The sequence below is a fragment of the Curtobacterium sp. MCSS17_011 genome, from assembly GCF_003224275.1.
GTDB lineage: Bacteria > Actinomycetota > Actinomycetes > Actinomycetales > Microbacteriaceae > Curtobacterium.
On record NZ_QKLE01000008.1, the window covers coordinates 81,096 to 98,202 of the forward strand.

A 17,107-nucleotide genomic window follows, 5' to 3' on the forward strand; every position below is an offset into this window, starting at 1 on the left:
ACGGGCCTCCCGTCCGTCTCGCGGGACGTCTCAGGCGTTCGCCGCGCGCCCGACGGCCACCCACTCGAGGCGGCGGAGGGTCTCGCGGTTGCGGATCCAGATGAGCGGCTGCATGAGGAAGTCGGGCACGTACGAGCCCGGGCCGGCCACCGCGTTCTCGGTGATCGTGACCTTGCTGCCGTGCCGGTGCGGTTCGACCGTCAGCTCGACGCGGGCCTCGCCGATGGGCCAGCCCTTCGGCTGGATGACCATGCGGTGCGGCGGCTCCCACACCAGCGACGTGGTGACGTCGTTGATGACGATCGGCCACGCACCGAACGAGTGGTGCAGGTGGGTGCCCACCTGCGGCCAGCCGGACTCCTCCTTGCGCATGCGCGAGGCCCCGACCACCCAGGTCGTGTAGAGCCAGCCGTCACCGAGCACGTCGAAGACGGCTTCGGGACGGCAGTGCAGGATGCGGACGTTCTTCGCCATGGTGATCAGCCTTCCGGGGTGAGATCGACGTCCTCCGGCAAGCCGAAGGTGTGCCGGAGTGCGCTCTTCGCGGCATGCCAACCGGCCATGCCGTGCACGCCGGGGCCCGGCGCGGACGACTCCGAGCAGAGGTACATGCCGCCGCCCATCCGCCACGGGTCGCTGGACAGGACCGGGCGCTTGACGAGCTGCCAGAAGCTGGCGGCACCAGCGGCGATGTCGCCGCCGACGTAGTTCGGGTTGTACTCGCCCATCTGCACCGCGGTGCGGGAGCTCGACGAAAGGATCGTGTCGCGGAACCCCGGCGCGAACCGCTCGATCTGGCGGGTGACGGCCTCGGTCGGGTCGACGTCCGACCCCGCCGGGACGTGCGCGTAGGCCCAGAAGACGTGCTTGCCCTTCGGGGCGCGGGTGGGGTCCACCACCGTCGGCTCCGCGCCGAGCACGTACGGGCGCTCGGCGTGCTGGCCGTTCGCGACGGCACGTTCGGCGGCCGCGATCTCCTGGCGGGTCCCACCGATGTGCACGGTCCCGGCCTTCCGCAGCGATTCGTTGGTCCACGGCACCGGGTCGGACAGCGCGAAGTCGACCTTCGCCGCCGCGTTGCCGAACCGGAAGCGACGCAGTGCCCCACGCTTCGGGGTCGGGATCTGCTTGCCCGCGATCCGGAGCATGCCCGGCACGCTGGTGTCGAACAGCACCGCCTTCGCCGGGGTGAGGTCACCGAGCGACCGGACCTCCTGCCCCGTGACGATGCGGCCGCCGTGCGCGACGAGGTCGGCCGCGAGCGCGTCGACGATCGCCTGACTGCCGCCGATCGGCACCGGCCAGCCGCGGGCGTGCGCGTAGGAGCCGAGCGACAGTGCCGCCGCCGCGGTGGACAGGGACGGCAGGTGCTGGATCGAGTGCGCCGCGACGCCGGACACCATCGCCGGGGCGGCGTCGCCGCGGAAGCGCAGGTTCCACGCGGCGGTGCCCTGCTCGAGCGCCCGCAGGCCGAAGCGCAGGACCGTCAGGGGGTGCCGCGGCACGTGCAGGAGCGCGTCGGTCGCGAAGTCGGCGACCTGGTCGGCGTTCTCCGACAGCGGGGCCATCAGCTGCTGGAAGGCCGCCCCGTCCACCCCGAGCTCGGCGGCGGTGCGGTCGAGGTCCCGGTAGGCGATGCCGGCGCGGCCGCCGTCGAGCGGGTGGCCGTACTGCACCTCGGGCAGACGGAGTTCGATGCGGTCCTCCATCCGGAACAACCGGAAGAACTCGGACTGCAGGGCCATCGGGTGCACGGCGGAGCAGACGTCGTGCAGGAAGCCGGGCAGGGTGAGCTCGGCCGTCCGGGCGCCGCCGCCGATCGTGTCGTTCCGTTCGACGACCTCGACCGACAGTCCGGCGCGTGCGAGCGTCACCGCTGCCGCGAGCCCGTTCGGTCCCGCTCCGACGACCACCGCATCAACCATGCACCGAGCCTAGGGACTCGTGACTGCGTGTGGTGTCGGTCAGGTGCGCGAGGTGTCGGGATCGGCCGGGTCGGACTCGTCCTGGTCGCCGTCGGCGTCGTCCGGCTCGTCGGCGTCGACCGGGGTCGAGCCGACCGGGTGCTCGGCGAGCAACTCGGCGAAGTCCTCGTCGAGCATCTGCTGCAGTCGGTCGTCGCGGCCGATCTCGTAGTCGTCCGCGGGGCGCTGCGCCCAACCGAGGCGTCCGACGACGGTGGTGCCGATGTCGTCCCAGGCGCGGGCCCTCGCGGCGAGCACGATGCCGTCGACGAAGTGCTGGTCGTCGCGCCGCTTGTCGAGCATGGTGGCGAGCTGCTCGTACGTGGCCTCGCGCATCCGGAGCTTCAGGTCGTCGCCCCGCCGGTAGTCGTGCTGGTGGCGGGAACGGCCCTTCTGCTTGCTCGAGGTGGAGCGGATCTCCCGCATGCGTGCGGCGTCGCCCCGCTGTTCCTCGGCCATGCGGTGGAGTTCCTCGCGCGTGGCCTCGGCGATGAGCGCGTGGTCGAAGTACCCCTGGTCACGCAGGGCGTTCGTGATGATGCGGTTGGCCACCGCGATGGTGACGGCGGCCTTCGCGATGAGGAAGCCCTCGTCGACCGCCCGCTTCAGTTCGACCTGGCTGATGGGTCGATCGCGCACGTCGGGGTTGCGTCGTCCGAACAAGGCCATGCTCCGACGATACCGGCGACCGGTGTCGGTCGGCCTGCACGAGGGCGGCGGACGTCAGAGCAGCAGGCCGTACACCGCGACGTCGACCCGCTCGGGCCCGAGCGGCAGCGCGCCCCGCAGGGTCCCCTCGTGCGTGAAGCCGAGCCGCTCGGCGAGACCACGGCTCCGGACGTTGGCGACCGCCGTCCGGATCTCCATCCGTGCCACGCCGCGTGCCCGGGCGACCCCCGTCAACACGGTGGCGGCCCGCCGGGCAACACCCCGGCCCTCCTGTCCGGCGTCCACCCAGTAGCCGAGCGATGCCTGCCCCAGGTACGGATCGAAGGTCAGTGAAGCGACCCCGACCACCGCGTCGTCCTGGCGGATGACGCAGGGCAGCGCACGGTCCATCGCGTACTGCCCGAGCAGCCGCTCGGTGTGCAGGGCGATGGCGTCGCGGGTCTGCGGATCCCACGCCCAGGGCTCGGCGGCCCGCAGACGATCGGTGTTGGCGCGGACGAGCGCGAGCACCGCGTCGACCGTCGTCAGGTCGCGCAGCGTCAGCGTGTAGCCGTCCCCGAGGTCGCGTCCGAACGTCGTCACCGTTCCGACACTAGGCACACCCACCTTCACTCGTAGCGGAGCGCCTCGATCGGGTTCTGTCGAGCGGCTCGACGCGCTGGCAGGGTGCCCGCCAGGAACGCGATGAACATCACGACGAGGATGATCGTGGCGACCGAGCTCGGTGCGAACTGCATGATCTGCAGCCCCGGCAGGTCCTTCAGGAGCGTGCCGGCCAGGACGTTCGAGATCCCGGTGCCGAGCAGGATCGCGACCCCGGCTCCGATGGCGCTGCCGAGGAACCCGATGAAGACGGCTTCGAGCGAGAACAGCGTGTAGACCTTGCCGCCGCCCATGCCCATCGCCTTCATCAGGCCGATCTCGCGGGTGCGCTCCTGCACGCTCATGAGCAGGGTGTTGATGATGCCGAAGCCGGCGGCGACGAGCGCGATCACGGCGAAGGCGTTCAGGACCCCGACGATGCCGCTGATCACCGTCTGGAACTGGCCGAGCTGGTCCTGGATCGTCTGGCCGAGGAACCCGTCGTCGGCCAGGGACTTCTTGACCGTGGTGACGGAGGCGTCGGCGTCGAGCGTCGCGGTGGCGCTGGCGTAGGACGTCGCGATCGAGTCGGGCTTGCCGATCTCCTGCGCGGCCTGCATGGCGTCGGTCAGCGCGGCGTTCGCCCCGGCACCGCTGCCGAACAGCGACTCGTTCTGCACGCCCACGACCGTGGCGGTGAGGGTGTGTGCCTTGCCCTGGTAGTCGTCGACGGCGATCGTGAGCTCCTTGCCGACGGCGGCGGAGGCGCTGCCGAGTCCCATGTTCTTCAGGTAGTCGGTCGGCAGCATCACCTGGTTGGCGTCGGTCTCGTCGTCGAGCTGCCTGCCGCTCGCCAGGTCGGCGTCGAGCTCGCCGGCGTTGGCCGTGAGCGACACGACGTACTTGCCCTGGTCCCCGTACTCGGCGTACTTCGGCGCAAGGGCGACCGCCGGGCGGAGGCTCGTGATGCCGTCGGTCTTCTCGATGGCGTCGACGTCGGACTGCGAGAGGTACGAGAACGACGCCGGGCCGCGGTCGACGCTCTGACCGGACGCCTCGGGGTCGTACTTCGCCGGGCCGCTGTCGGTCGAGGTGGAGTCCACGGCCTTCGTGACGACCAGGGTGCCGTCGTCTCCGATCGAGGAGACCTGGCTGTCGATGTAGTTGCCGACGCCCGTGCCGATGGCCGAGGTGAGGGTGATCGTGAAGGCGCCGATGAAGATCGCGATGACGGTCAGGGTCGTGCGCAGCTTCGAGCGGAAGGTGTTCGAGACCGCGGTGCGCAGGAGGTCGAGGAAGTTCATGCGGAGTGCCTTCCGTGCGTGCCGGACGCGTCGACCGCGTCGTCGGATCCGCCGACGATCAAGCCGTCGCGGACGTTGACGCTGCGGTCGCAGCGTGCGGCGAGCTCTTCGTCGTGCGTGACCACGACGAGCGTGATCCCCCGCTCGCGCTGCAGCCCGAACAGCATGTCCTCGACCACCTGCCCGGTGTTCGTGTCGAGGTTGCCAGTCGGCTCGTCGGCGAAGATCACGCTCGGCTCTCCGACCAGCGCCCGGGCGATGACCACGCGTTGCTTCTGGCCGCCGGACAGGTCGTTCGCGTCGTTCTTCGCCTTGTCGGCCAACCCGAGCGCATCGAGCGCCGCCATGCCCCGGCGCTTCCGCTCGGCTCCGGAGACACCGGCGATCTTGAGCGGGAGCACGACGTTGTCGAGCACCGAGGTCTTCGGCGTCAGGAAGAACTGCTGGAACACGAACCCGAAGGTGCTGTTCCGGGTGCGGTTGACCTGCCGCGCACCGAGCGTCGCCGCGTCGGTGCCGTCGAGCAGCACCTGTCCGGCCGACGGCTTGTCGAGCAGTGCGAGCAGGTGCATCAGCGTCGACTTGCCGGAGCCGGACTTGCCGACGATCGCCAGGCTCTCGCCCTGGTGCACGGCCAGCGACACCCCCTTGAGCGCGTCGAACCGCGTCGCGCCGCGGCCGTAGGTCCTGGCGAGGTCACGGGCCTCGAGCACGGGAGTGGTCATGAGTTCACCGTAGTGTCCGATGCACGACTGCAAGTTTGCGTTTGCTGTAGATCATGTGACGCTCCGGTTACAGTCGGGCCATGCCCGACTCCGCGACGCCGTCAGAACTCGGTCTCCGTGACCGCAAGCGCATCGAGACCCGCAACCGCATCGCCGAGGCCGCTCGGTCCCTGGCCCTCGAGCAGGGCGTCGACGGCACCACGATCGAGCAGATCGCCGCACGTGCTGACGTCTCCCCGCGGACGTTCTTCAACTACTTCGAGAGCAAGGAGGACGCGGTCCTCGGGCACACCGAGCTCGACCTCGAACCCGCCACCCTCGAGGCGCACCTGGCGGCCGTCGCGGGAGAGCCGGCGGCGCAGGCCGTCGTGGACCTGGCGTTCCTGGTGTTCGGATCGTCGTTCGGCGACGAGCACGAACGGCTCGAGCGCAAGGCCGTCATCGTGCGGTTCCCGCAGCTGATGCGTCGGCAGGTCACGCGGATGACCACGGTCGCCGAGGCGATGACCGGCGCGGTGCGCACCGTCCTGGAGCGCGACCCGGCCTGGGGGCCGGAGGCCGCGACCCCGCAGGCAGCCGAGATGCTGCTCGGCATGTGCATGACGGGCTTGCGGAGCTCGGCTCGGCACGAGGGGTCCGACCCGGAGCAGGTCCGGGCGGCGGTGGTCGCGTCGATCCGCGACACGGCGGCCCGCATCGCCGCGGCCTGAGACGCGACCACTGACGGACGGGAGGCCCGTGGCGGGGTCACCACGGGCCTCCCGTCCGTCAGATGGGTGCGTCGAGAACGGTCAGGGCTTCGTGGTGAAGCCCTCCTTGACCATCCAGTCGAAGGCGACGTCGGCCGGCTCACGCCCCTCGACGTCGACCTGACGGTTCAGCTCCTGCAGCACGGCGTCCGTGAGCTTCGGCGAGATCTGGTCGTAGACCCCCTCGAGCTGCGGGTACTCCTTCAGCGTCTCCGAGTCGATGACGGGGGCGACGTTGTACGCCGGGAAGAAGCCCTCGTCGTCGTCGAGCACCGTCAGCCCGAGCGACTTGATGCGGCCGTCGGTGGTGAAGACCTCACCGAAGTTGCACTTGCCGCGGTCGGTGGCCGTGTAGACCGTACCGGTGTCGAGGATGCTGACGTTGCGGCTCGGCACCCCGTTCGACCCCGAACCACCGAGCTCCAGACCGTACTTCTTGAGCATCGGCTTGAAGCCGTCGGCACGGGAGTTGAACTCCGACTCGACGCAGAAGGTGCGCTGGTCGACCGGCAGCTTGGTGATGTCGGAGAGCGTCTTGACGTCCCCGAGTTCCTTGACGGCCTCGTCGCGGACGGCGAAGGCGTAGGTGTTGTTCATCGGCGCCGGCTCAAGCCAGGTCAGCCCGTTGCCGGCGTCCTCCTTCTTCACCGCCGTCCACTGCTCGGTCTTGTCCGGGATCCCCTCCGCGTGGCCCATGAAGGTCAGCCAGGCGGTGCCGGTGTACTCGTACGTGAAGTCGGCCGCGTGCGAGGTCATCAGCTCACGGACCGCGACGCTGCCGGGCACGTTCGTCTCGTCGGTGACGTCGAACCCGGCGGCCTTGGCGGCGAGCACGGCGATCTTGCCGAGCACGAGCTGCTCGGTGAAGTTCTTCGACGTCACGGTGATGTGGGCGCCGGCCGGCAGGTCGTCGATGCGCTGGATCGAGCCGGCGCCGGCCTCGGGCACGAACGACGTTGCGGGCTGCAGGCCGCACCCGGTCAGGACGAGGGCGGTGGCACCGGCGACGAACGCGGCGGCTCCGACCCGGGTGCGGGTGCGGCGGGTGCTGCGGGTGCGGCGGCTCATCGGAGTCCCTTCGGTCGTGCGACCGTCTCGACCACGCGGCCGAGCCAGTCGATGGAGAGGGCGAGCAGGGCGACGAGCAGGGCCCCGGCGACGAGCACCTTCGGCAGGAACAGCGTCACACCCGTCGTGATCAGCAGACCGAGTCCGCCCGCACCGACGAAGGTCGCCAGGCTCGCCGTGCCGACGAGCAGCACGAGGGCGGTCCGGATGCCCGAGAGCATCACCGGTACCGCGAGCGGCAGTTCGACGCGCATCAGCACGCTGAAGGCGCTCATGCCCATGCCGCGACCGGCCTCGACCAGGCGGTCGTCGACGCTCTGCACGCCGATCATGGTGTTCCGGAGCACCGGCAGGATCGCGTAGAGCACGAGCGCGATGACGGCGGAGGAGCTGTTCAGGCCGAGCCAGGCGGCGAGCAGCACGATGAGGCCGACGGCCGGGGCCGCCTGCCCGAAGTTCGCGACGGCGAGCACGTACGGGCTCGCCCGGCGCAGCGGCCCGCGGGTCAGCACGACGCCCAGCGGGATGCCGATCACGAGCACCAGGACCGTCGACTGCAGGGTCAGCACGAGGTGCTGGCCGGTCAGGGCCAGGATGTCCGCCGGGTTGAGCGTCGTGCGCTCCGTCGGGGTCAGGTCCGCCGTCGCGAGCCACACCGCGAAGCCGGCCAGGACGACCAGGATCGCGATCGGCTGGAACAGCAGGCCCTTCCACGAGGTGCTCGCACCGGTGGCCGGACCGGCGACGGCGACTGCGCTCACAGGTCTTCTCCGGTGGGCATCGCCGACACCGGTGACGACGGCATGGTCTCGATCGGGTTCGTGTTCGTGCCGACCGGCGTGTAGGCCTGGTCTCCGGCGGCGGTCGCGCGGGAGCGGGTGATCGCCTCCATCACGGTCTCGACGGTGATGACCCCGCGGAACGCGTCACGACGACCGGTGACGAGTGCGGCGCCGGCGCTCGAGACGAGCATGGTGTCGAGCGCGTCGTTGAGGGTCGCTGCCTCGCCCACGACGGGCAGGCCGGGCTCGACACCGTCGGGGATGCGCTCGAGACGCTCGAGCTGGCGGCGCGACGGCCACCCGATCGGACGCTGGCGGTGGTCGACGACGACGGCGTGCTGGTGCCCCCCGGCCTCGTTCATCCGCTGCAGCACTGCCTTGACCTCTTCGCCGGGCGAGCACGTCACCGCCGACTCGACCTCGACGTCGCGCACGCGGTTCAGCGTGAGCTGCTTCAGGCCGGCACCGGAACCGATGAAGTTCTCGACGAACTCGTTCGCCGGCTCGGCCAGGATCCGCTCCGGGGTGTCGTACTGCACGATGTGGGCGCCCTCGGTGAAGATGACGATCCAGTCGCCGAGCTTCACGGCCTCGTCGAAGTCGTGCGTGACGATGACGATCGTCTTGTGCAGCTCCTCCTGGATGCGCAGCAGCTCGTCCTGCAGGCGCTGGCGGGTGATCGGGTCGACGGCGCCGAACGGCTCGTCCATGAGCAGGACGGGCGGGTCCGCCGCGAGCGCACGGGCCACACCGACGCGCTGCTGCTGCCCACCGGAGAGTTCACGGGGGAACCGGTCGCGGTAGGTGTCGGGGTCGAGCGAGACCAGGTCGAGCAGCTCGTCGACGCGCGCCGCGATCTTCTCCTTCGACCAGCCGAGCATCTTCGGCACGATCGCGATGTTCGCCGCGACGGTCATGTGCGGGAAGAGACCGCCGGCCTGGATCACGTAGCCCATGCGGCGGCGCAGCTCGTCACCGTCGATGCCGGTCACGTCGTCGTCCCCGACGACGATCCGGCCCTGGGTGGGCTCGATCAGGCGGTTGATCATCTTGAGGGTCGTCGTCTTGCCGCAGCCGGACGGGCCGACGAGCATGACGATCTTGCCGGCCGGGATCTCGAGCGTGATGCCGTCGACGGCGGGCTTCGACTGCCCGGGGTACCGCTTGGTGACCTCGTCGAGCAGGATGCTGCGCCCGGTGACGTCCCCGTCGGGCGCGGTGGTGGTGGCGGAGTCAATGCTGGACACGGATACCTCTCGAGATGGTCAGGCGGCCGAGGCCGATGAGGAGCAGGTCGAGGACCAGGGCGAGCAGGACGACGCCGACCACCCCGACCACGACGGAGAACAGGGCGTTGGCGCCGCCGAGGCGGGACAGCCCGGAGAAGATGAAGCCGCCGAGCCCGGGGCCGAGCGCGTACGCGGCGATGGCGGCGATGCCCATCACCATCTGCGCGGACACGCGGACCCCGCTCAGGATGATCGGCCAGGCCATCGGCAGTTCGACCTGCACCAGGGTGCGGAACCGGCTCATGCCGATGCCGCGCGCCGACTCGACGACGGTGGGCGGGATCTCGGCGAGACCGACGACCGCGTTGCGCAGGATCGGCAGGGCGGCGAAGAAGACGACCGTCACGACCGACGGCAGGACGCCGAAGCCGAGCGGGACGATGAGCAGACCGATGACCGCGAAGGACGGCAGGGTGAGGCCGATGGCGGACACCCCGTTCGCGACGGAGGTCAAGCGCGGGCTGCGGTAGACGAGTGTGGCGAGCACCACGGCGATGACCGTGGCGAGGACGACGCACTGGACGACCAGTGAGAAGTGCTGCCACGATGCGAACCAGATCTGGCTCCATCGCTCCACGACGTACTGGAACACGGGTGGGCGCTCCCCTTCCGGTCGGCTGAACTGCCCACAGATCGGGGCACGAGCTCGGCCAAAGCTACGCAGCAGCTGCACCCGTTGTACAACGCACACTGCGGTGGACGGCCGTTTCCCTCACATTTGCTCGGGGAGTAACCCCAGGTCAGAGCCTGGTCACCGGCCGAACCCTGGGAGAACGGTAACGATCGGTCTGCGTGCTCGGCTATGCGTCGAGGTCGCGCAAGCCGGATCGCTCCGCGATGTCGACGAGCTGCTCACGCCACCGGACCCATTCCTCCGGCGACTTGTCGGCCAGGTTGCCGTCACCGTCGCCAGCCAGGCCGTCGAGCATCTCGCGCACGATGTCGGCGTGACCCGCGTGCCGGGCGGTCTCGTACGCCATGTGCACCAGGATCCGGTGCAGCGTGACGTCCCGGTGCCCCTCCGGCCACCACGGCACGGTGCCGGTCGCGGTGAGGTCGAGGGCATCGATCGTGGCGTCGGCGTGGGCGGCACTGCGGTGGTGGAAGGCCACGACGTCAGCCATCGTCTCGTCGAGCGTGGCGTACATGTCCTCGCCGTCCTCTGACTCGAGCCAGGCGGGCGGATCCGGCAGCGGCCGCCCGAACACCTCGCCGAAGTAGCCGGCCTGCACCCCGGCGACGTGCTTCACCAACCCGAGGACGTTCGTGCCCGTCGGCGTCACCGGCCATCGGGCCTGCCGCTCCGCGAGCCCGTCGAGCTTGGCCAGCAGGGCTGCCCGGTGCTTCTGCAGGTACCGGTGCAGCGTCTGCTTCACCGCGGCGTCGGCAGCCGCGCGGTCGGGGTTCGGCGCGGACCCCTCGTCCGACAGCAGTGCGTTGCCGCTCGCCGCCAGCGTGCTGGTGCTCGCGGGGTGCACCTCGGGGACCGCGTCGACGTCGCTCATGCCCCCGATCGTGCCACCCGGAGCTCCTGCAGGCGCGTCGACTCCTGCACGGCGACCCGTTCGGCCGTCAGCAACAGGCCGGCGACCTCGGCACCGGTGCGGACGGGGGCGTCGTTCCAGCTCGTCAGGTCGCGAACGCGCCCCATCCGGATGTCCGGCGCGGGGCACCACAGCACGGGCTCGCCCTCGTCGCGGGCCAGGGCGTGCCAGACGACGTCGAGCGCGTGCTGGACCCGCGGCGCGTGCACCGCGTGGGGCCCACCGGCGGCGGACACGACCGCGCCGACCAGGCAGGCTCCGACGAGCGGCCGGCCCTGCACGTCCATCGCAGCCGCGCTGGAGGCCTTCCGCACGCGGCCGTGCTCATCGAGGTAGGCGAACCAGGCCTGCTGGATCCAGCCTCGCTCCACGACGGCACGGGCGTCGGAGAGCAGGTGGACGAGTTCGCCGAGTTCGCGCACCCGGTCGTCGACCCGTCGGGCGCGGGCGGCGGCGCGGTGGTCGGACAGGCGGTCGAGCAGGCCGCGGAGACCGCGTCGCTCGGATCGGACGGGGGCGGGGGAGGCGTCGGTGGCGACGTCGTGCTGGACGCGGAGCTCGAGGGTCATGGCGGCCCCTCCGATCGGCTGTGCACGGATGGTGCGGTCACGATAGCCCCGCGGGGACTCAGTCGTCCAGCACCGCGTCGATGCTCCGTCGCGCGACGCTCCGGAAGGCGCGTTCGTCGGCGGTCGCCAGCGCGGACGCGAGCGCGACCACCCACCCGCGTGCGCGCAGCCAGGTGGCCTCCGAGGCTGTGACGCGCGCGCGGAACGCCCGACGCCCAGGCCGATCGAGCGTCAGCCAGGCGGTGGCGAGGTCGACGGCTGGGTCGCCCGCGGTGACGTCCCCGAAGTCGATCACGGCCGACAGGCGCTCGACACCGTCCGGCGAGTCGACGAGCAGGTTGAAGGGGTGCAGGTCGCCGTGCACCCAGACGGGAGGCCCGGCGTGCGCGGGCACGGCCGCTGCGGTCCGCCACAGCGTGGCCAGCTCTCCGGCCCGGTGCACGTCGTGGTCGTCGAGTCGCGCCAGCACGGCCTCGCTCCGCGACGCGAGCGGCACCGCACGGAAGGGGTTCGCCGGGGCGTCGTCCGGGGCGGGGACGTGCAGGAGCCCGACGAACGCGGCGAGCGCCTCGGCGACGGGGGCCCCGACCGTCCGCGCACCGATCGCCGTGCCGGGCAGCCACGGCACGATGCTCCACGACCACGGGTAGCCGATGGTGGGGTGGCCGGTGCGGACCGGGGCCGGTACGGGGACGACCGATCCGACCCGGGCGGCGATGTCCGGCAGCCAGCGCTGTTCGTGCTCGACGAGGCGTGCGGCCAGTTCCCGTCGGGGGACCCGCACGGCCAGGTCGTCGCCCAGGCGCAGCACGACGTTGTCCCAGCCGTTCGCGACGACCTCGAGCGGCAGCCCGGCCAGGTCGGGGTGCTGGTCGCGCAGCAGGGACCGGACGAGCGGGACGTCGACGTCGACCTCGGCAGCGGGTGTGGGCACGGCGTCAGGCTAGTGGGCCGCCGGACACACGCCCACGAACTGGGGCCGGTGGTGGGACGGCCTTCTCGGTAGTCTCGGAGAACGAGGTGACGTGGGTGTTCCCTGGGGGGACCCGCGTCACTCCGGGGCGATGAGCGCGACGAGCCGCGGGATCTCCGGACGCAGCCGTTCGGTGACGAACGCGTCCAGCAGGACCGTCCAGAGTTCCCGCAGGCCCGCGAACAGGTCGGCCCGACGGGTCATCACGTCCGAAACGGTCTGCACGCCGGTGTAGGCACGGACGACGACCCGGCCGACCAGCTCCGGGTCCCACCGTGGGTCGATCTCGCCCGCGTCGACGGCCTGCCGCGCGAACCCGGCGACCACCGTGGTCCAGTCGGTGTACGGGTCCTGCCGGTCGACGTCGCTCGCGGCCACGTCGGTCGACAGCCGGACACCGGCGCTGACGACCACCTCGGTCGTCATCTGCACGGCCAGCCCCTGCGCCAACCACACGATCCACTCGAGCGGCGTCGTCCCCTTCGCCACCGCGGCCTCGCCGTAGCGTCGGGAGATCGCGTGCTGCTCGGCGATCACGGCGCCCGCCATGTCGGCCTTCGACGTGAAGTGGAAGTACAGCGCGCCCTTGGTCATCCCGATGCGTTCGGCGATGCCGTCCATCGAGGCGCCGACGTACCCGCGTTCGTCGAACTCCGCGGCCGCGCCCTCGATGATCGCCGTGCGGGTCGCGAGCGACCGCTGCTGCCGGGTCGGTCGGTCCTGCGCCATGGGGTCCGATCGTAGTCAGCGCACGTTGCCGCTGGGGCCCACTGGCCGCATTCGGCAGGCGTTCGGCCGGGTGCCCTACGGTCGGTCGCCATGGACGGATGGCGGAACCCTGCGCGCTGGGCACGGACGGGGCGGTGGCTGCTGCTGCCGATCGCGGTGCTGGACTGGGTCGCGCTCGCGCCGCAGACCATCGTGGTGCTCGCGTTCCTGATCGCCGTCGTCGGCCTCGCCGGCATGGCAGCGGCCCTCGTGGTGCACATGCTCCGTCGGTCCCGCGGGGCGATGGCCGCCCTCGGGGTCGTGCTGCTGCTCGGCGGCCTCGTGGTGTTCGGCCTCGACCCGTTCCCGGGCTCCTTCCCGCTCATCGACCCGTGGTGGCCGGAGTCGATCACGCAGCCGCAGCACGTCGGCAGCGCGTACTGGCAGCTCGCCGGCCTGGGCATCGAGCTGGCCGGGTTCGCCCTGCTCGCCACGCTGCTCGTGGTCGCGCTGACCGGCACACCGCGCCCCCGGCAGGACCGCTTCCGCTCCTGATCCACCGCGGGCAGCACGTCGTGCTCCGACAGCGCGTCGCCGCACGCCGCGGGCACGCACTCAGCGGCGGGTGAGCACCACCAGGGTGGCGTCGACGGCCCCTGCCGTGGGCATGAGCGCACGGACGCGCTCGATGACGCCGGCTCCGTCCGGCTCGACACGCACCAGGTCGGCGAGGTCGTCCAGGTGGCGGAGCCCGTCCAGCGTCAGGACACCCTGGGTGCAGATCGCCAGCCGGTCACCGGGCTCGAGGTCGAGCACGCCGGGCGACCGGGGGATCGACTCCGGCTGCAGCCCGAGCGGCAGGTCGAGCGGGTGCAGGACGCGCGCGGGGCCGTCGGCGGGGACGAGCACCGCGAGCCCGTGTCCGGCGTCGCCGAAGTCGACGTGACCCGTCGTCGGGTCGAGCCGCAGGTGGAAGAGCGAGCCGACGGCGTCCGCAGCCGACAGGTCGGCGGTGACCTGCGCCTCCAGGCCGACGATGGCGTCCGCCATGTCGGTGCCGGTCCGCGCCGCCACCGCACCGCGGACCGCGGCGGCGAGCAGGCCCGACGCCGGTCCGGCGGCGCTCACGCGGCCGACGGTCACGTGCAGGGCGCCGTCCGGCGCGACGCGCCAGTCGGCGACGTCACCCCCGCCGTCGTCGTGCTGGGCGACCAGGACGTCGAGGTCGTGCCCTGGGACCTCGACCGGGTCGGGCACCAGGCCGTCGAGCACCCGACGCACCCGTCCGCGGTCGATGGCGACGCCGAGCTCCCGCTCCGCCCACCGGGCCAGGACCTGCAGCAGGCCGACGTCCTCCGGCGAGAACGTGCGCGGCACGGCGTCCATCAGGCACAGCGTGCCCACCCGGGTCCCGTCGGCCATGGTCAACGGTGCGCCGGCGTAGAACCGGATGCCGTGCTCCGCCACCGCCGCGGTGTCGGCGAACCTGGCGTCGAGCGACGCGTCGGGGATCACCATCGGTTCGCGGGTGAGCACCGTCGACGCGCAGAACTGCTCGCTGGCGGGGACGCTCGATCCCTGGTGCCAGCCGAAGGTCGACTGCGTGGTGACGAGGTCGTGGTGGACGAGGTTGAGGAAGGTCAACGGGACGTCGAACGCCTCGTGGGCCATGCGGGTGATGCGATCGAAGCGCTCCTCGGGTCCTGATCCCAAGATGGCGAGTGCCTCGATCACCGCGGTGCGTCTGTCCGCACCGTCGAGATGGTTGGTCACCCGACCTGTCTACCCCCATCGTCGGACAGGAACCAGTCCCGCGGGTGGGGGTCGGCGGTCAGCTCGCGGCGCTCGGACACCGGGGCGGCCCAAGCGGCGGCGTTCGAGAGCACGCGCTGGATGTCCGGGTGGTGGTAGACGGGGTACTCCTGGTCACCCGGCGAGAAGTAGAAGACCTTGCCGAGCCCCCGGTGGTAGGCGACCCCGGAGCGGAAGACCTCGCCACCGGCGAAGGTCGACAGGAACACCTCTTCGTCGGGGCGCGGGATGTCGAAGTACTCCCCGTACATCTCCTGCCGGTCGATGACGATCGGGTGCGGGACCCCGGCGGCGATCGGGTGCTCGGGCGCGACGGTCCAGACGAGTTCGCGCTCGCCGTCGTTCCGCCACTTCAGCGAGCACGTCGTGCCCATCAGGCGCTTGAACGGTTTCGAGTAGTGACCGGAGTGCAGCACCACCAGGCCCATGCCGGCGTGCACGGCGTCGACGACCAGGTCGACGACGGCGTCGCTCACCTCGTCGTGGGCGGCGTGCCCCCACCAGAACAGCACGTCCGTGGTGGCCAGGCGTTCGGCGGTGATGCCGTGGTCGGGTTCCTGCAGGGTGGCAGTGGAGACGTCGGCCCCGGGCTGCAGCTGCCGGAGTGCCTCGGCGATCACGGCGTGCATGCCGTCGGGGTATTGCCCGACGACCGTCGCGTCACCGCGGGTCTCGTGCACGTTCTCGTTCCAGACGACGATGTTCAGGGGACGGTTCTCGGTCGACGGCGACATGGAACCAACGCTACCCGTGATCGGATTGCGAAGACCCTGGCGTTTTCTGATCGTTTGTTCTAGCTTCAGATCACAATCGCGCAGGACGGCGGCGCCAGGGGGCGCCGATCACCGTCCGCGCCGAGGACAGGGGCTCGTCCGATGCAGCACCGCACCATCACCACCGTCGCGCTCGCGACGGTGCTCGCACTCGCCGTACCGACCGCCGCATGGGCATCGCCCACCGGCCATCACAAGAAACAGACCACGACCAGTTCGACCGTGACCTACGCGGCGAGCGACGCCGTCATCCCGAACCCCTCGCGCGGGTTCGACCACACCACCGAGACGCACTACCGCGCCGACGGCACCGGGTACACGCCGCTCGACGCCGCGACGCTCCGCGGCTACCGCGCCGAGGGGGTCACCCAGATCGTCCGGGTGTTCTACATGGAGGCGTTCGCCCAGCAGCAGCGCCTCAGTCCGGCCTGGCTGCGGCTCGTGCAGCGCGACTACGACACCGCACGTGCGGCAGGGGTGGGCGTGATCACCCGATTCGCGTACGTGCAGGGCGGCGCGTACCCGTACTCGGCGCCCTACGGCGACGCCGACCTGCCGACCGTGCTCGCGCACATCCAGCAGCTCACCCCGACGCTCCGCCGGAACGCCGACGTCATCCCGACCCTGCAGCAGGGGTTCATCGGGCTCTGGGGCGAGGGCTACTACACCGACCACTTCGCCAGCGACCCGGCGAACCCGGGCGTGCTGACCGAGGCCGACAAGGACGCCCGACGGCAGGTCCTGCAAGCCGAACTCGCGGCCCTGCCGTCCAGCCGCTCGGTCCAGGTCCGCACGATGCAGATGAAGCAGGACGCACTCCGCACGCCGTCCGGCACGGCCGGGGCGCTCACCCCGGAGCAGGCGCACGACGGGTCGGCAGCGTCGCGCATAGGGCACCACAACGACTGCTTCCTCGCCTCGCCGGACGACTTCGGCACGTTCCTGAGCGACCCGCTGTCACTCGACCAGGACTACCTGGCCGCCGAGTCGCGGTACGTCCCCGTCGGTGGCGAGACCTGCGCCGTGAACGCGCCGCGGTCCGAGTACCCGTCCGCCTCGGCCGAGATGGCGAAGTACCACTACAGCTACCTCAACCTGGACTACAACAAGGACGTCCTGGCGACCTGGGGCGCGGACGGCGTGGCCGACGCCGCGAAGAAGCTCGGCTACCGCTTCACGATGACCTCGAGCACCGTCACCACCGGTCGCACGCCGTCGGTCGCGGTGTCGGTGCGGAACGACGGCTGGGCGGCGCCGTACAACAGCCGCCCGGTGCAGCTCGTGCTGACCGACGGGCACCGCCGGGTCACCGTGCCGGTGCGCGCCGACGCGTCGTCGTGGCAGCCGGGCCGGACCGTGACCGTCCGGGCGTCGCTCGCACACCTGCCGAAGGGCCGCTGGGACGTCGCCCTCGGCCTGCCGGCGCCCGAACGCTCGGTGGCGTCGAACCCGTCCTTCGCGATCCAGACGGCGAACACCGGCACGTGGGACGCACGCGCCGGCGTGAACCGCCTGGGCCAGACGGTGGTCGTGCGGCACTGACCCGACGTCGAGGGTGCCCCGGGTCGATCCGCCCGGGGCGCCCTGCTGTCTGTC

Annotated in this window: 19 protein-coding genes; 3 read left to right on the top strand and 16 right to left on the bottom strand. The window is 71.3% G+C overall.

From position 1 onward, the window contains the following. Positions 1–30: 30 nt before the first annotated feature. The 6 genes from DEJ17_RS08005 to DEJ17_RS08030 are packed head-to-tail and all read right to left on the bottom strand — an operon-like array spanning position 31 to position 5,244. Positions 31–474: an SRPBCC family protein gene (locus tag DEJ17_RS08005; RefSeq protein ID WP_027466826.1), complete on the bottom strand. Its 444-nt coding sequence runs from the start codon at positions 472–474 to the stop codon at positions 31–33. Positions 475–479: 5 nt separating this feature from the next. Continuing rightward, entirely contained in the window at positions 480–1,925 is a 1,446-nt protein-coding gene (locus DEJ17_RS08010; RefSeq protein ID WP_110892883.1) for an NAD(P)/FAD-dependent oxidoreductase, read from the bottom strand. A gap of 39 nt (positions 1,926–1,964) precedes the next feature. Further along, positions 1,965–2,633 (bottom strand): hypothetical protein, encoded by a 669-nt coding sequence (locus DEJ17_RS08015; RefSeq protein ID WP_027466829.1) that lies wholly within the window; start codon positions 2,631–2,633, stop codon positions 1,965–1,967. Positions 2,634–2,687: 54 nt separating this feature from the next. Beyond that, a complete protein-coding gene (locus DEJ17_RS08020; RefSeq protein WP_181421103.1) occupies positions 2,688–3,215 on the bottom strand; it encodes a GNAT family N-acetyltransferase in 528 nt (175 codons plus the stop codon). 26 nt (positions 3,216–3,241) lie between these two features. Continuing rightward, a complete protein-coding gene (locus tag DEJ17_RS08025) occupies positions 3,242–4,519 on the bottom strand; it encodes an ABC transporter permease (protein ID WP_110892885.1) in 1,278 nt (425 codons plus the stop codon). After that, the gene (locus DEJ17_RS08030; protein ID WP_110892951.1) at positions 4,516–5,244 is read right to left on the bottom strand and encodes an ABC transporter ATP-binding protein; all 729 of its coding nucleotides are present in this window, start codon (positions 5,242–5,244) and stop codon (positions 4,516–4,518) included. Before DEJ17_RS08030 ends, DEJ17_RS08025 begins: the two co-directional genes overlap by 4 nt. Positions 5,245–5,324: 80 nt before the next feature. Between DEJ17_RS08030 and DEJ17_RS08035 the strand changes: the two genes are divergently transcribed. Then, the gene (locus DEJ17_RS08035) at positions 5,325–5,954 is read left to right on the top strand and encodes a TetR/AcrR family transcriptional regulator (RefSeq protein WP_110892886.1); all 630 of its coding nucleotides are present in this window, start codon (positions 5,325–5,327) and stop codon (positions 5,952–5,954) included. A gap of 81 nt (positions 5,955–6,035) precedes the next feature. On the opposite strand, the gene DEJ17_RS08040 is transcribed toward DEJ17_RS08035, so the two are convergent. From DEJ17_RS08040 to DEJ17_RS08075, 8 genes are all read right to left on the bottom strand, one after another. Beyond that, complete coding sequence (locus DEJ17_RS08040; RefSeq protein ID WP_110892887.1) at positions 6,036–7,061, bottom strand: glycine betaine ABC transporter substrate-binding protein; 1,026 nt, start codon at positions 7,059–7,061, stop codon at positions 6,036–6,038. After that, entirely contained in the window at positions 7,058–7,822 is a 765-nt protein-coding gene (locus DEJ17_RS08045; protein WP_110892888.1) for an ABC transporter permease, read from the bottom strand. Before DEJ17_RS08045 ends, DEJ17_RS08040 begins: the two co-directional genes overlap by 4 nt. Then, a complete protein-coding gene (locus DEJ17_RS08050; RefSeq protein WP_110892889.1) occupies positions 7,819–9,090 on the bottom strand; it encodes an ATP-binding cassette domain-containing protein in 1,272 nt (423 codons plus the stop codon). Before DEJ17_RS08050 ends, DEJ17_RS08045 begins: the two co-directional genes overlap by 4 nt. After that, on the bottom strand, positions 9,077–9,724 hold the full coding sequence (locus DEJ17_RS08055; protein WP_110892890.1) for an ABC transporter permease: 648 nt from the start codon (positions 9,722–9,724) through the stop codon (positions 9,077–9,079). The genes DEJ17_RS08050 and DEJ17_RS08055 overlap by 14 nt, the downstream gene beginning before the upstream one ends. 208 nt (positions 9,725–9,932) lie before the next feature. Further along, the gene (locus tag DEJ17_RS08060; RefSeq protein WP_110892891.1) at positions 9,933–10,637 is read right to left on the bottom strand and encodes a DinB family protein; all 705 of its coding nucleotides are present in this window, start codon (positions 10,635–10,637) and stop codon (positions 9,933–9,935) included. Further along, complete coding sequence (locus DEJ17_RS17755) at positions 10,634–11,245, bottom strand: hypothetical protein (protein WP_181421104.1); 612 nt, start codon at positions 11,243–11,245, stop codon at positions 10,634–10,636. The genes DEJ17_RS08060 and DEJ17_RS17755 overlap by 4 nt, the downstream gene beginning before the upstream one ends. Before the next feature lie 58 nt (positions 11,246–11,303). After that, positions 11,304–12,179, bottom strand: coding sequence for an aminoglycoside phosphotransferase family protein (locus DEJ17_RS08070; protein ID WP_110892892.1), 876 nt, complete (start codon positions 12,177–12,179; stop codon positions 11,304–11,306). Positions 12,180–12,296: 117 nt separating this feature from the next. After that, complete coding sequence (locus DEJ17_RS08075; RefSeq protein WP_110892893.1) at positions 12,297–12,947, bottom strand: ScbR family autoregulator-binding transcription factor; 651 nt, start codon at positions 12,945–12,947, stop codon at positions 12,297–12,299. 90 nt (positions 12,948–13,037) lie between these two features. On the opposite strand from DEJ17_RS08075, the gene DEJ17_RS08080 reads away from it, so the two are divergent. Then, positions 13,038–13,481 carry a disulfide bond formation protein B gene (locus DEJ17_RS08080; protein WP_110892894.1) on the top strand — a complete coding sequence of 148 codons (444 nt, stop codon included), beginning with the start codon at positions 13,038–13,040 and terminating at the stop codon, positions 13,479–13,481. Positions 13,482–13,541: 60 nt separating this feature from the next. Here the strand turns inward: DEJ17_RS08080 and DEJ17_RS08085 are convergent, their stop codons facing one another. After that, on the bottom strand, positions 13,542–14,699 hold the full coding sequence (locus DEJ17_RS08085; RefSeq protein WP_110892895.1) for a PP2C family protein-serine/threonine phosphatase: 1,158 nt from the start codon (positions 14,697–14,699) through the stop codon (positions 13,542–13,544). Next, positions 14,696–15,472: a ThuA domain-containing protein gene (locus tag DEJ17_RS08090; protein WP_258366722.1), complete on the bottom strand. Its 777-nt coding sequence runs from the start codon at positions 15,470–15,472 to the stop codon at positions 14,696–14,698. The genes DEJ17_RS08085 and DEJ17_RS08090 overlap by 4 nt, the downstream gene beginning before the upstream one ends. A gap of 141 nt (positions 15,473–15,613) precedes the next feature. Between DEJ17_RS08090 and DEJ17_RS08095 the strand changes: the two genes are divergently transcribed. Beyond that, a complete protein-coding gene (locus DEJ17_RS08095) occupies positions 15,614–17,053 on the top strand; it encodes a DUF4832 domain-containing protein (protein WP_110892896.1) in 1,440 nt (479 codons plus the stop codon). Positions 17,054–17,107: the final 54 nt, after the last annotated feature.